13 protein-coding genes and 2 pseudogenes are annotated in these 14,353 nt (G+C 44.3%); 6 read left to right on the top strand and 9 right to left on the bottom strand.

Features of this window, described 5'->3' with window-relative positions; translation table 11 throughout:
- Window positions 1-254 precede the first annotated feature (254 nt).
- The 3 genes from ulaR (at window position 255) to K08M4_RS15645 (ending at window position 2,509) form a co-directional block, all read left to right on the top strand.
- Entirely contained in the window at window positions 255-1,010 is a 756-nt protein-coding gene (gene ulaR, locus K08M4_RS15655) for an HTH-type transcriptional regulator UlaR (protein WP_086050543.1), read from the top strand.
- A gap of 120 nt (window positions 1,011-1,130) precedes the next feature.
- Window positions 1,131-2,198, top strand: coding sequence for an L-ascorbate 6-phosphate lactonase (gene ulaG / locus K08M4_RS15650; protein ID WP_017089479.1), 1,068 nt, complete (start codon window positions 1,131-1,133; stop codon window positions 2,196-2,198).
- Between the two features lie 68 nt (window positions 2,199-2,266).
- On the top strand, window positions 2,267-2,509 hold the full coding sequence (locus K08M4_RS15645; protein ID WP_009845904.1) for a hypothetical protein: 243 nt from the start codon (window positions 2,267-2,269) through the stop codon (window positions 2,507-2,509).
- A gap of 53 nt (window positions 2,510-2,562) precedes the next feature.
- Here K08M4_RS15645 and K08M4_RS15640 read toward each other — a convergent pair whose 3' ends face one another.
- The 9 genes and pseudogenes from K08M4_RS15640 to K08M4_RS15595 form a co-directional block, all read right to left on the bottom strand.
- Window positions 2,563-4,797: a hypothetical protein gene (locus tag K08M4_RS15640; protein ID WP_086050542.1), complete on the bottom strand. Its 2,235-nt coding sequence runs from the start codon at window positions 4,795-4,797 to the stop codon at window positions 2,563-2,565.
- Between the two features lie 615 nt (window positions 4,798-5,412).
- Window positions 5,413-5,751, bottom strand: coding sequence for a Fis family transcriptional regulator (locus K08M4_RS15630; protein WP_086050540.1), 339 nt, complete (start codon window positions 5,749-5,751; stop codon window positions 5,413-5,415).
- A 237-nt stretch (window positions 5,752-5,988) separates the two neighbouring features.
- Window positions 5,989-6,969: pseudogene (locus tag K08M4_RS15625) on the bottom strand (winged helix-turn-helix domain-containing protein); the annotation flags it as partial.
- Between the two features lie 254 nt (window positions 6,970-7,223).
- Window positions 7,224-8,276, bottom strand: coding sequence for an IS91 family transposase (locus tag K08M4_RS15620; RefSeq protein ID WP_086050539.1), 1,053 nt, complete (start codon window positions 8,274-8,276; stop codon window positions 7,224-7,226).
- Window positions 8,273-9,160, bottom strand: coding sequence for a tyrosine-type recombinase/integrase (locus K08M4_RS15615; RefSeq protein ID WP_086050538.1), 888 nt, complete (start codon window positions 9,158-9,160; stop codon window positions 8,273-8,275). Before K08M4_RS15615 ends, K08M4_RS15620 begins: the two co-directional genes overlap by 4 nt.
- A 93-nt stretch (window positions 9,161-9,253) precedes the next feature.
- Window positions 9,254-9,466: pseudogene (locus tag K08M4_RS15610) on the bottom strand (hypothetical protein); the annotation flags it as partial.
- Window positions 9,467-9,500: 34 nt separating this feature from the next.
- Window positions 9,501-10,148, bottom strand: coding sequence for a DsbA family oxidoreductase (locus tag K08M4_RS15605; protein ID WP_086050536.1), 648 nt, complete (start codon window positions 10,146-10,148; stop codon window positions 9,501-9,503).
- A 179-nt stretch (window positions 10,149-10,327) separates the two neighbouring features.
- Complete coding sequence (locus K08M4_RS15600) at window positions 10,328-11,125, bottom strand: Cof-type HAD-IIB family hydrolase (RefSeq protein ID WP_086050535.1); 798 nt, start codon at window positions 11,123-11,125, stop codon at window positions 10,328-10,330.
- 240 nt (window positions 11,126-11,365) lie between these two features.
- The gene (locus tag K08M4_RS15595; protein WP_086050534.1) at window positions 11,366-11,950 is read right to left on the bottom strand and encodes a TetR/AcrR family transcriptional regulator; all 585 of its coding nucleotides are present in this window, start codon (window positions 11,948-11,950) and stop codon (window positions 11,366-11,368) included.
- Window positions 11,951-12,088: 138 nt separating this feature from the next.
- Here K08M4_RS15595 and K08M4_RS15590 point away from each other — a divergent pair, with 138 nt between their 5' ends.
- The 3 genes from K08M4_RS15590 to arsB all read left to right on the top strand — a co-directional run bounded on the left by K08M4_RS15590 (window position 12,089) and on the right by arsB (window position 14,246).
- Window positions 12,089-12,613, top strand: coding sequence for an HPP family protein (locus K08M4_RS15590; RefSeq protein ID WP_086051487.1), 525 nt, complete (start codon window positions 12,089-12,091; stop codon window positions 12,611-12,613).
- A gap of 134 nt (window positions 12,614-12,747) precedes the next feature.
- Window positions 12,748-13,089 carry an ArsR/SmtB family transcription factor gene (locus K08M4_RS15585; protein ID WP_017092734.1) on the top strand — a complete coding sequence of 114 codons (342 nt, stop codon included), beginning with the start codon at window positions 12,748-12,750 and terminating at the stop codon, window positions 13,087-13,089.
- 101 nt (window positions 13,090-13,190) lie between these two features.
- Window positions 13,191-14,246, top strand: a complete 1,056-nt coding sequence (gene arsB / locus K08M4_RS15580; protein WP_086050533.1) for an ACR3 family arsenite efflux transporter — start codon at window positions 13,191-13,193, stop codon at window positions 14,244-14,246.
- The last annotated feature ends 107 nt before the right edge of the window (window positions 14,247-14,353 follow it).

Raw genomic sequence — 14,353 nt, 5'->3', positions numbered from 1 at the left:
TCAAAAGTAATCATTCAATGCTCACTTGTGATTACTTTGATTTATATCAATTAACCACAACCAGAATGTGCCTAATTGAGCTTCGGATCACACCAAAAACAACAAACCAAATAAAATCAATAACTTATAAATCATTGTGATTAAGATCTAGTTTTTATAGCAATGTAGTTTGACAATCATGATGGTGATTATTAGAATCAAAACAAATCAAAAGTAATCATCAAATTGTCACAACGACATAAAGAGTGATAAATATGAATGAAGTACAAAGACATAACGGCATCGTGTCGCTATTAGAAGATATGCAGACAATAAACGTCTCACATATTATTGATAAATTTAGTGTTTCACCTGCTACTGCAAGACGTGACATCGCTAAATTAGATGAAGTTGGCCGACTTAGAAAAGTTCGAAATGGCGCTGAGCGAGTAGAGAATCAGAAGAGAAAGTGGTCACCACTCAATATCAACAGCACTGAGTTCTATGAAGAGAAAGCAGAGATTGCGCAAGCAGCAGCAGGACTTTGCGAGGCTGGAGATACAGTTGTGATCAACTGTGGTTCTACTGCGTTCCTACTTGGACAACAGTTATGTGGGGAAGATGTACAGATCGTAACGAACTACTTCCCACTCGCAAGCTACTTGATCAACGAAGATCATGACGATGTCATCATCATTGGCGGTCAATACAACAAAGCACAGAACATCTTTTTAAACCCAGCACCTAATTCATTAGGTGGTTATGCCGGAAACTGGATGTTTACCTCTGGTAAAGGCTTAACCGATGCTGGGCTCTACAAAGCCGACATGTTAACCGCAGTCGCCGAGCAACAAATGCTTGAACAGGTCGATAAACTCGTTGTTGTTGTCGACAGTTCAAAGGTTGGACAACGTACCGGAATGCTATTTTGCAGCACCAAGCAAATAGACATCGTCATCACCGGTAAAGATGCCAACCCCGAAGTCGTTAAGCGGATTGAAGATCAAGGGACGCAAGTCATCCTAGTTTAAATCGAAGGGCTAACTAGCCCACCACTAATAATAAATTTAGCTCAGTGCCTTAGTCAAAATTAAGGCGCTCGGCTCCCTACATCCAAAATTAATCAAATTATTGAAATAAAAGGTATTATCATGAGCAACGTAAACGAAATCACTCGCGAGTCTTGGATCCTAAATACATTCCCTGAGTGGGGCACATGGTTAAATGAAGAGATCGAGCAAACCGTCGTGCAACCGAATACATTTTCTATGTGGTGGCTTGGCTGTACAGGTATTTGGCTAAAATCAGAAGGTGGTGCAAACCTATCAATGGACTTCTGGTGTGGTACTGGTAAAAAAACACAAGCTGTTCAAAAAATGAAAAACCAGCACCAAATGATGCGTATGGGCGGTGTTGAAGCACTTCAGCCAAACCTACGTACTGCAATCTTCCCATTGGACCCTTTCGCTATTAAAGAGATCGATGCGGTTATGGCATCTCATGATCACGGCGACCACATTGACATCAACGTTGCTGCAGCCGTTCTACAAAACTGTGGCGAGCACGTTAAATTCATTGGTCCTAAAGCGTGTGTTGATCTATGGATGAAATGGGGTGTGCCAGAAGATCGTTGTGTTATCGCGAAAGTTGGCGACGAGATTAAGATCAAAGACGTCAATATTAAGGTTCTTGATGCATTCGACCGTACTGCACTTGTGACACTTCCTGAAGGCACTTCTTCTTTAGACACTGATATCTTAGGTGGCATGGACGATCGTGCAGTTAACTACCTAGTAGAAACGACAGGCGGTTCAGTTTACCACTCTGGTGATTCTCACTACTCAAACTACTACGCTAAGCACGGTAATGACCACAAGATCGACGTTGCATTGCTTTCTTACGGTGAGAACCCACGTGGCGTGACTGACAAAATGACGTCTTCTGACATTTTACGTGCCGCTGAGTCTTTGGATTGTGAAGTCGTGGTTCCTTTCCACCACGATATCTGGGCTAACTTCCAAAATGACCCACGTGAGATAGAAATGCTTTGGAACATGAAGAAAGAACGTCTGCAATACGGCTTCGCACCTTTCTTCTGGCAAGTCGGTGGCCGATACACTTACCCTACAGATAAAGGTCGCATGCACTACCAACACTTCCGTGGTTTTGCAGATATCTTTAAAAATGACCCAGAACTGCCATACCGCGCATTCTTGTAATCATTAGTACCAACATTAACTAGGGAGCGATTCGCTCCCTTTTTTAATCATCGAATAAGGATATTGATATGGTATTACGCGAATTTAAGGAGCATTTCAAACGTGGCGATTTAGAATCAGCAATTGCCGTAAACTCTCCAAACAATGATGGCTATTACTTGATGGTTCTAAGCAGCAAGTGGGGAATAAATAGTTTCTTAGAGTCCGACCGAAAGCTGAAACCAAGGGTATTCAAGACCCAACAAGCTCTACTAAATGCGGCAAAATCAATTGGCTTCAGTCATCAATCAGTCGATATGCAAAACTTCTAGAGCCTTCTGCCTCCTGCTCTATCAAATAACCTCCTTCGTCTATCTAAATAATTCTAATAAACCAAGAACAGCCCTTCATAACCGCCAATATGAATTTCAGTCACATACTCTCCGATGTTGCCGTTTTCATCGACAGGCTTCATCGGCACGTCCAATACAATCATCAGCTTCTCTGCCTCATAAAAGTTCGAATTCTTACCGTGGAAATCCGTGCGATACAACACACGACCATTGCTGAACTCTCTCGCTAACACCATATCCTCAGGGCCACCAGAGACCACCTGGTTTTCAGATTGATACATAAAGTACGTGAACGTAGGTAGAACGTGAGTCATACCATTAGGCAGATCAACATGAACCATTTCTTTCATCGAGGAATCACCAACGATGGTGTAGTCAGCGGGCTGAGGTGTCGTTGTCGATAGCATCAAAGGAATCGGTTCAAAGCCTTGTGGGATCTGATGACTCGGCTCTCCCAAATCAACGGCCAATAACGAACTTGGTTGATAGGCGATATTTTTAGGGACACCACTTTGCCAGAAAGTGTCAGCAGTCGTGTTACCACTTCCATAGACGTAACCATTGTTCCACTGATTAAAGTAGCTATGTTGAGCGTGTCGATTGAGGTGGTAAATCGCTAGGGTCGAGTATTGGTCTTTCTTCCAGTTCTCTTCACTATTTCCAAGATACTGGACTCGCCCGTAACGTGTTGTCGCCTGAAAAATAACTCTTTGTCCATTATAGGCGAGCGCAGAATTATCCCAGAATTTAGAGATGCCCGAGTAACCACTAAATCCAGTAGACGGAAAAATGCAATGCTCTCTCAGATACAAAGACCCGGCTTCGCTAAGATGAGACTGTCCATTTCGACCCAGCAAGTTCGCCGTACCAATGTTCAACCCAATAGACGCATCACTTTCTAAAGCAGATAGATTTTTGAGAAACGCTGAAAATTGTTGCTTGTAGAGATCATCCGCTTGATTTGAACCCGCAACAGCTCCTAACTCTTGAACATGTCCGCCAGAATGAACATAGAACTGGTTCGAGCCAATGAGTTTATTTGTGTCGTCGTTGTATGCACCATTCAAACCTTGGCTTGCCCAGCTTTGCTTGTAGTAGCGATGGATCGCAGATAAATAATCCGCGTTTGCGACATTGGTTATCGCCCATGATGAATTCGCGCTCCACATTCGACCGAATGGGATAACACGTGACTCCCAACGAAAACGCGCTGTCGCATTCTTATTGGTTCGATTTCGATACTCGCTTGGCGACAAGTAGTTATCGCCATCTAGGTCTGATGACACATCAAAGCCGCGGATTTTTCGCCATTGGCTGATAGCCTTGCCGTCCGGCGTTGTAGTCAGAGCATCGGTTAATTTGACGGTTGGAAAGCTGTTTTTGAGTTTTACTTCTTTTAAACGTGGCCTGTCGTCGGCGTTCTCACTTTGCCAGCGAACTCTCACAACGTACAAACGCCCACCATCTCTCAAAAAGGTTGAGCCAAAATACTGACCGCCGCCATAACTCGCACCACTCCCATCATGAGTTGTGGCTCTTGCCCAATCATTAGGAAGGTTCCAAATCACCGAATGATTCTTGGTCATATTGAGCGTTTTGTCTTTCTTTATATCGAGCTTTTCCCACTGTGAAACCCTTCCGTGAGAATCAATAGCCGTTGGGTATTCAATCCAGAACTCGCCGCTGCCAGCAAACTGTGAGAATTTAAAGGTTAGCCGTTCGAACTGCTCAGCATGATAGACATACAAAACCCCGCCTTGTTCGAAATTTTCAAACACATCGGCATCCCACGGAGGCTCTTGATACAGCCAAAAGCCAGCATGGTCTTCACTGGCTGTATAGCCCAAGATCATAGGTTTTCGGTTTAAAAGGGTCTTTTCGCCGTGAGTTTTATCCACTTCGGCAATGACAGTATCTTCAGAAAAGTGCAAGAAATAGTCTTCGAAGTTGAGGCCTGCTAACTCAGCTTGGTTACGGAGGTCGTTCTCCAACCAACCCGAGTTCATCGCCATGACTTGGTTGTACATATACCCAATTGTCGTAGCTCGCTTATTGTCGGTTTTATCTGCATAAGAGCCAAATACGAGGTCACTGTTCGCAATTTCCCAATCAATGACAGCGCGCTCAGACATTGAAAAACCGCTTAAATCGACGCCCTGTTGATGCAATCCGGGTAATACAATTGCAGTACCTGTAGCAAAAGACGTACTAGCGATCAGGTATGACGGAATCAGCGCTAGTAACCATAAAATGTAGGGGTTCTTCATTCAACCTTCCTAATCGATGCTATTGCTACTCAAAATACCTAATTTAAAATCAATAAATTACGCGTCAACTTAGGGAGCAATGTACGAAAAAGTATCGTCTACATGGCAGTATTGTTCAAGTGCTCGTCTGTATTGCTTCAACGGAAGGAAGAGGAATGAACGAATGCCGATTCAAAATCAATACATTAAGGAAAAGATAAATTTTGCCTTACCATTTCTATCTAACGGTTAAGGCAGTTCAAAGCGAAACCCTTGCTGATTACATCAATCGCTTGAGGCTCGAAGCACTTTCCTAACGCGCACAATAAAAAACATCACCACACACGCAATATAGAGCTTACCTACCCATAGGCCGATATTGTTCAGCTGAGTTTCTTGCTCAATTAGACGTTGATACTCAGTATCAGAGAGGTAAGGATCGTCAAAGGGGACAACGTTGATTCCCCACACAAACCAAACAAACCAAACGACACTTCCTGCGAGCAGCCATAAGGCTAATATTAAAAGTTGCTCGAATACACCTAGCAGTGTGTTCTTGTTAAGCGATATTTGAGCTTTTTCATTTCACGACCTTTTTATCACAACACAGGGGGTAGCTCTAAAGCAGCAAGAGTATTAAAGCCTTTTGTTCCACTTGCCTTGAAGGTCACGATCGCAGTTTTCTTGTGTATCGTAGCTAATATGCTTATCAATATTTTTCAATTGAATTCCAACCTGATTGAACGCTTTTTGGATAGCGCCAGAGACACTCTGTTGACCTTCGCCATTTAGAAAGTTCGTTCTATCCTGATTGGTGTCGAATACACAGACGATTTTTAAACTTTGCGGGAATGAAGAGAAGTTGGCCGAATGAGTCACCCATAGAAAACCATCGTAGCTTTTCAACGTGCCTTCACAAACGTCAGTTAGCACGTCTCTGATCTGGTTTTCGATCTTCTTATCTGATTTACGCATGCGGCAAAGGTCCTATTTAACACCTTAAAAAATAAGGTTTTTCGGTCAGTTTTTTATTATCTGATATTGGACACTGTGGCGGTTTCAAATGCAAAGTATTTATTGGAAAGCACCGAAGGTGATGTATTGGGCAACAACGAACTATCTAAGTAACGGCCATGGTTCTAAGTTGCGACCAAGGTTATAAGTAACGACAGAATCACTATGTGAAAAAGTGCTTCTAAATAGCAAAGATCATTAGACTGTATGCCAATGGCTCATCAAACGTTTACCAAGATCGGAAGGTGTGGTGTTATGGACGATCATCTCATCACATTGGTTAAACACCATGAAGTGTTTAAGTTCTTCGCATAAAGCGTGAATCAAAGACTCATGATTTTTCACTCGTGCTTCCACAACCAAGTTACGAATATTGAGTAAGCCACTCTTCCTGTCGACCTTACAATCCATTCGTGCCACCAGCTCACCTTGCCACAGAATCGGCAAACTAAAGTAACCAAACTGGCGCTTGGCTTCAGGAACATAACACTCAAGAAGATAATCAAAGTTGAACAATGATTGCATTCGCTTACGTTGAATCAGCAAGTTATCAAATGGCGAGAGTATCTTAAGCTTGGTTCGAGAAAGAGACTGATTCAACAGTTCAAAAGCATCCGGCAGCACATAATAGTCACAACCTTGAATATCCACTTTCAGTACCTGCTTATCTTCAAGCATCTGTTGGAGTGTTTTCTGTATCAATGGTTTCGTGTTCTTGAGGAGATAGCTCATCTCCGACGCTATTCCCACGCCATTGGCCTCTAAATAACGTGTTATCAGATGCTCGATGTACTCTTGTTCAGTCGGCTCAGAGGTATCAATGCCACTCGGTAAAACTCGCTCAGTTAGGTCATAGACCTTATGGAAGTTCACTCGGCTCGGCACCATTAAGTCACCTTGCATGAACAAGGTTTCTAGCGCCTGTTTGGCCGGTTTACCGCCCCACCCACCGGGGTTTGGCCTGTCCCCAGCAAAGTCTTTCGCCATTAATGGCCCTTCGTTCTCAATTCGCTTGAGAACATGAGCAATCAGTGTGTCATCCTTTTTATACCAATGCTTGAGCTTACCGCTTGCGAATCCATTCTTGCGATGTAGGCTGAATCGGTAATCTTGCATGGGTAAATACGCGGCGGCATGCGACCAATACTCAAACACCTCTCGACGCTCTAACAGCTTATCGAATAAGGATTAAGGTGTTGCGCAGCCAACACTAAATCCCAAGTGTTGAACAAGCCCGAAGCCACTTTATTAAGTAAATTGTACGATTGTATTTGAAGGGCACATCGCTTTGAGGCTTTTCTCAAGGCGAGCGAGGTCAAGATAAGGTTGCGATAGCAATCTTATCAACCAGTTAGCTATTTTCTCTTTCTTTCGTCGTCACATCTCCTCTGTTTTCGTCAATGACATTCTCCTTATTATCAAATGCCTTTCGGCTACATGGGTCGGCTTACTCCAACACACGCCATCTCATGCTCACAGCAAGGGCATATTCTTATCGCTTTGCTCCTTATCGGGGCGGTGAGTGGCGGCATCCTATAGACCAAGTTCAATAACAGCAGTTGAATGCGGGCTCTTAAGGCGTGTGCCTGACCACGTAAAAATCCGTAATCCCGAACTCGTTGTAACCCTTTGGGGAGCACGTGCTGCAAAATGAGCAATAAGAACTTAAGGATGGGCAAGGTGCGCGTTCGCCATGCTTTGGTTTGGCTCTCTTTATAGCGGAAGGTGACGGTATCATCGGTGATATGGATGATGTCTTCATCAGGCAACACGCCGCGATAGAGGTAGCGCGACAAATAGCTCAGTGCTGACTGACCGTAACCAACCTGCCTACAATCGACCACCCATTGTTTGGGAATGCCACTCGGCAGCCACAACGTAGGATGTTGATTAATCGCCTCTAGCATTCTTGCTCGCCAGACTTTGGCCAAAGCAAACGCGTTAAAAAGGTAATGCTTGTTGCCTTTGTGCCACGTTTGTCTTGATGGGTCGTATTGGCCTGCCGTCACAATAATATGCAGGTGTGGATGCAAGTTTCGTTGTCGGCTGTGGGTATGCAGCACGGCGGTAAACCCAAGTTCACCTTGCATCTGTCTTTTCGCAAAGTCCTTTAAAACCCCCGATGCCACCTTAAACATACCGTTATATGTCGCTCTAGGTTGATGTCTTGCTAAGACTCTTAGTTGATACGGCAAAGTGAAGGTCACCATGAAATAGTGAACAGGTAACCGCTTTTGCTGTTGACGTTGTAGCCAGTCAGAAGTGGTGCGTTGTTGGCATTGAGGGCAGTGTCGGTGACCACAAGAAAGCGGTAATCGGTCGTCGTGATGACAGTGACTGCAGAACCATTGTGAGCGACCTTGTTGCTCGGTCTTGCAACGGAGCATCGCCCCAATGGCCCGATGCATATCGCCATTCATCTGAGCATGATAGTGACGCTTAAGCGCACGGTGATGTTGGCGAAGCAGCTCAATGAACGTACTCATTTCATGCTCCCTGTTAAGTCTAGAGCATCGGTTAATTGGTTGATGGCCATCGCCGCATCGCGTTGTTTAAGCGTAGTCATTCGGGTGTAACGGGCAGTGGTATTAAGGCTTGCGTGACCCAGCAGCGTTTGCAGTGAACGCAGGTCAAGCCCTCGCTCAAGTAGATGTGTTGCAAAGCAGTGTCTGAGAGAGTGGGGGCTGGCGTGTTTTTGGATGTCACACTCTTTGAGCACAAGCTTCATGGTTTTTTGAATGCCGCCTCTGTCCATCGGTGCGTTGTCACCTTTTCTAAGCCCTGGAAACAGTAATCGCGGGTGCTTATGGCTGAGCCAATGCACACGAAGAGTTTTAAGCGTTCGCAGAGGAAGCGGCACCATTCGGTCTTTCCCGCCTTTTCCTTCCCGTATGTGAACGCGCATTGTTTGGCTGTCGATATCATGAACCGTAAGATTTAATCCCTCACTGAGTCGTAATCCCATGCTGTACAGAGTAAGAAAAAACACCTGATAACGTGCCTGTCGAGTGTAAGTAATCAGAGAGCTGACTTGCTGTGGTGTCAGTATGTCGGGCAGTCGTTTTACTTGTGGCGGCTTGACGATATTGAGCCACTCCCACTGTTTATCGAGCGTGTAGCGATAGAAAAACTGCAAGCCATTACGATCGAGTTTAATGGTGCTCCACGAATGGGTTTGAATAAGAGACGCGAAGAACTGTTTGAGATCGGCAGTGGTTAACGTGTCAGGTACGCGATCGAAATGAGCGGTGATCCGACGAACCGCACGAGAATAGGCATCGATCGTCGCAGGTCGTTTACCTTGCAGCTTTAGGTTGGTAAGGTGTTGTTCATAAAGGGTGTTGTAGCGTTTTAAGTCATCGGGTTTCATGGGGTTACTCCTGTGAACGACCATCAGGGTGATGGTGTTACAAGAGTATGGCTTGCACTCGTTTTAATCTGCCGCGCAGCGGCTTCGTTCAACAAGGTGGTCAAGTTGGTAGTCTTGATTGCGATTCCACAGCGTATGATGGTGAGCTCGCTGAATCACCGAAATGGTATCAATTTGCACATAGCCAAGGTTTTCAATCGCAGACAGCGTATTCGCTAAGGCCCCGCCATTACGTTGCTTTTTAGGCGGCAGCTTTTGCGAAAGCAGTACAATTTTTTTCGCTTGAGCGAGTGACAGTGATTCCATGAAATTCAGACTCTAATTGATACCAATGATCAGCTTATGATTCAGCAATAAGCTCTTGAAGGATTTGCTTGTACGTTTCTACTGTCTGCGCACCAGTGACTGCACTCTTGCGGTTGAATACCACGGTAGGGACCGCAGAGATGCCCATGCGTTGCCATTCAAACTCTTGCGCTTCAATTTGCTTTAAGTTGTCGATGTTCTTCAAACGTTTCAGTGCCTTCATTGAATCTAGCCCAACCGCTTCAAGCTCTTGTGCGATAACCTCAAGATCAGACAGATCTTTCTGCTCTGAAAAATGCGCAGTGAAGAAGCGTAGCTTTAACTCGGTCTGTTTGCCATGCGCCAGTGCGAAATCGAGCAGCACATGCAGGTGACGTGAATTCACCATTCTCATGCTGTCATAGAAATTGAAATCGAACCCGACGGCTTGGCCACGAGCAGCCAGTTGCTCACGAGAACTTTGGCTCTCTTCCGCACTAGAACCGTATTTTCTCATGATATGGTCACGCAGGTTTTCACCTTCTTGTGGCATATCAGGGTTGAGCTCAAACGGCTGCCATTCAAGTTCAACTTGCTCCGCTAAGCCAAGTTCCGCAATGGCTTGCTCTAAGTTTTTGTAGCCGACCACGCACCAAGGGCACATTACGTCAGAAATAATATCGAGTTGAAGTTTCTTGCTCATCGTCATTCCAAATATCGTTGCTAAGGCGTATCCAATTCAAAGTGAATACCCATCTTTCTAATTAGACTACAACAAGCTGAACACTCGTTCAAATTAAACTCGATACCCCAGTAACCAACAAAAAAGCCAACTCATCTTCACGAGTTGGCTTTGATAAAAATATGATGAGCCTAACCGCGTTACGCTAGCAGTTTCTCAAGCACTTGGAATACACCCGCTTCAACGTTACTTGGCGCACCAAACCGAGCGATCTCTTTCAACTTTGGATGCGCGTTTTCCATCGCGTAAGAGTGGTAGCTCTCTTTTAGCATTTCGTAGTCATTGAGGTAATCACCAAAGCTCATGGTCTGCTCGTAAGTGAAGCCTAATGTGTTTTGTAGATGCTTAATCGCCGCACCTTTTGACGCTTCAGCGTTCATCACATCTAGCCAGATTTTTGCACTCACAACCACTTGGTAGTTCTCACCAAACTTGGCGTTGATGCTTGGGTTTACTTTCTCTTGTGAACCATCAAAATGGCAAATAGCCACCTTGATGAAATCATCTTCTACCGCCAGTAAGTCTTCTACTTGCTCACGGCGGTGGTAGTACTTAGAGATCTCCGCTAAAGCACGTTCGTCTTTGGTTTCAATGTATGCAGACTTCTTACCACATAGCACCACATGAGCACCTTCAATCGAGCGAGCTTCTTTAATGATCTCTTTGATGGCATCAGTATCAAGCAAACAGCTGTAAAGCTCTTGGCCTTTATGCATCACTAATGTGCCGTTTTCAGCAACGAACATCATGCGATCTTTAAGCGGGGCAAAGGTTTCCATCAAGCTGTAATACTGACGACCCGATGCCGCAGCAAAAATAATGCCTTTCGCTTCTAGTTGCTCATAAAGATTGAAGAATTCAGGGTCTAACTTTCCATGTTCATTAAGCAGGGTGCCGTCCATATCAGCAGCGATAAATTTGATGTTCTGTTGTGGCATTTCAGGGCTTACCTATAGTAATACCAATCGTAGTAAATAACTGTTCATCCTAGCTGGTTAAAATACTCGATAACTGCGTTAGAATTTTTGATTGTAGAATAACTACTTATCAAAAAATTCCGCCTTGTTCTCAAGTCTTTTTCCTGCGCTATATCTGATCATTTACTTACTGTGATTGGTATGAAAATTAAATAGCAAATTATGATTTTTCGTTATCTAGTGTAACGGTTCTGCGTTCGATTATATCGCTAGAGTAGCCAGTGAAAGCAATGCTTTTCGATAGGCTTTTTTCTTCGAATGATGGCTTGAGTCTGACTTTGAATCAAGCTGACCAAATTCACTTCTTACAATAAGTCCTTCGATAAAAGTCATAACCGATTCACTGCGTAATTCGAGTATTGCAGTGTCTACTTCTTCATTACCTCTTACCACATCACGAATGCTGTTTTTGAGCCAAACCTTGTGCTGTCGTGAGAGCATCGCAATGTCATCTTCCGACTCTTTAAATTCGGCTAGTGCGTGCATGAACATGCAGCCTTTGAAGTCAGGTTGTTCAAACCACGCAAGATGCCAATCTAACAGCGCATCGAGTTGATTTTGTATCCCAGAAGTTGATGATAGCACCGCTTCTAAACTCGACTCGAAACGCTGATGACGCCTCTCTAACACCGCTTCAATCAGTTTGGTTTTCGAGCCAAAATGGCGGTACATGGAGGTTTTAGATACCACCGCCTCGTCTCGGATCATATCCACTCCAACTGCGGTATAGCCATACTGATTAAATAGCGACTCCGCTACATCCAGAATCAAATCTTTTTTACTCATCGTTCATCAACCTCAAATCGCTCTGAAATCGTAGAGCTCAATTTCTCGTTGCAAGAAGTGTACAGATCTGTATCATCCAGATCAAATGGTACAGATCTGTACACTTTCAATAAAAAGAGATAACAAGAGGAAATGATTATGATCGGTAAACTATCTGGTGGTGGAGCTCTTCCTCCGAAAGCAAGCATAAGCCAACTGATTAAAGGTTTTATTGGCGGTACGCTGGGTATCTTAATCTTGTGTTTATTAGCAGAAAGTTCTGGGGTTGCGTGGCTAATGGCTCCATTTGGTGCGACGTGCGTACTGCTGTTTGCGGTGCCTACATCGCCGTTAGCTCAACCTAGAAACGTCATTGCAGGCCACTTTATTTCGGCTGCTGTTGGTCTAATCGCGTTATATGGCTTTGGGGATGCCTATTTAACCATGGCAATCGCCGTCGGCTCATCCATCATGCTAATGCAATACTTTCGAGCGGTTCACCCACCTGCTGGCGCTAATCCTATTGTGATAGCTTTAGCAGGTACTACGCATGTGGATTGGACGTTCTTATTTACTCCAGTATTAATCGGCAGCATCGCTTTGGTCGGTATTGGTGCGTTATTGAATAACAGCAATTCACAACAAAAATGGCCGTTATACTGGTTTGGTTCATCTAAGTCTTAGTCCGTTGAATTTCAATAGTAAGTAACGATTTTCGTATCCAACTTAAGAGCAAATTGAAAGATCACATTGACCCTTGTATAAAATGGGCTTACTATTAATCGTCTTTTAACGATTATGGAAAGCGAAACATCAATATGAACGAAACTTGCCCTACAACTGGTGGCTGCGCTCTACCAATCGGACATGGTGATACCGAAGCTGAAACGCAAATGGCAGCTCTGGCCAAAGCGCTCGCTCACCCGGCAAGAGTTCGTATATTGAGTATCCTTTCAACGCTAGAAAAATCGGGGGGCTGTTTGAACAGTGACTTGGTTAGCGAATTAGGTTTGGCGCAATCGACAGTATCAGAGCACCTAAGAATCTTGAAAACCTCTGGTTTCATCACTGCTGAATCGATACCACCGAAGATGTGCTACCGCATTAATCGAGATAATATTCAGCAATTTGAATCGCTAATCGACACCATTTTGAAATAGATTTATCGCGCTTAGTTTGTCGAATACAATAAACTAAGCGTATTTTTTGCCTTTAAATATCGTTTTTCGACGATTAACGATATCAACAAAGAGAGATTATCATGAAACCAAAGTTAGGTTTTCTAGATCGCTACTTAACACTGTGGATCTTTATTGCCATGGGCCTTGGTGTATTGCTTGGCACCCTATTCCCACAGATCGAACAGTGGAATGAATCGATGTCGGTTGGTACCACCAACATTCCGCTTGCGATTGGCCTTATCTTAATGATGTATCCGCCTCTTGCTAAGGTTAACTACAACCTATTAGGCACCGTGGTCAAAGATAAGAAAGCCATCAAACTATCTCTGATCATGAACTGGCTTGTTGGCCCTATTCTGATGTTCGTGTTGGCGCTAACATTCTTAGGTGACCACCCAGGTTACATGGTCGGCGTAATTCTGATTGGTCTTGCTCGTTGTGTGGCGATGGTTCTGGTTTGGAACGACATCGGTGGTGGTAACAAAGAGTACGGCGCGGCATTGGTTGCTCTAAACAGTGCATTCCAGGTAGTGAGCTACAGCTTTATGGCGTGGTTATTTATCAGCGTTCTACCACCGGTATTCGGTTACGAAGGCATGATGGTTGATATCTCGATGATCGACATTGCACACAGTGTACTTATCTACCTAGGTATTCCATTCCTAGCGGGCTTCTTGAGCCGTAAGATCCTTGTGTCAATGAAAGGCGAGCAGTGGTACAACGACGTGTTTATTCCACGTATCTCTCCAATCACACTGATTGCGCTACTTGCGACTATCGTTCTGATGTTCAGCCTAAAAGGCGAGATGATTGTTGAGTTGCCAATGGACGTATTGTTGATTGCGGTTCCACTGACTATCTACTTCACAGCGATGTTCTTCATCAGCTTCTTCATTGGTAAGAAGATGGGTATTGAATACGACAAGAACGCATCAATTGCATTCACAGCGACGGGTAACAACTTCGAGCTAGCGATTGCCGTAGCAATCTCTGTATTCGGTATCAACTCAGACCAAGCGTTTGCAGGTGTTATCGGTCCACTGATTGAAGTACCTGTGTTGATTTACCTAGTGAACGTGGCGCTTAAGATGAAAGACAAGTACTACAACGGTCAGACGGTTAAACCTAGCGTCTAGGATCTACATCTAGCACTCACAAAAAGCAGTATCACTTGAAACAGAAAGGCTCACACGTTAAACGGTGAGCCTTTTCTTTATTCAGTTTGATCCAATTTAAGTCTCGT

Origin of the sequence: Vibrio syngnathi, from assembly GCF_002119525.1 — a bacterium.
In the GTDB taxonomy this organism is placed as follows: Bacteria; Pseudomonadota; Gammaproteobacteria; order Enterobacterales; family Vibrionaceae; genus Vibrio; species Vibrio syngnathi.
Note: the sequence above shows the minus strand (reverse complement) of the source record. Positions and strands in the feature narration are given on the sequence as shown.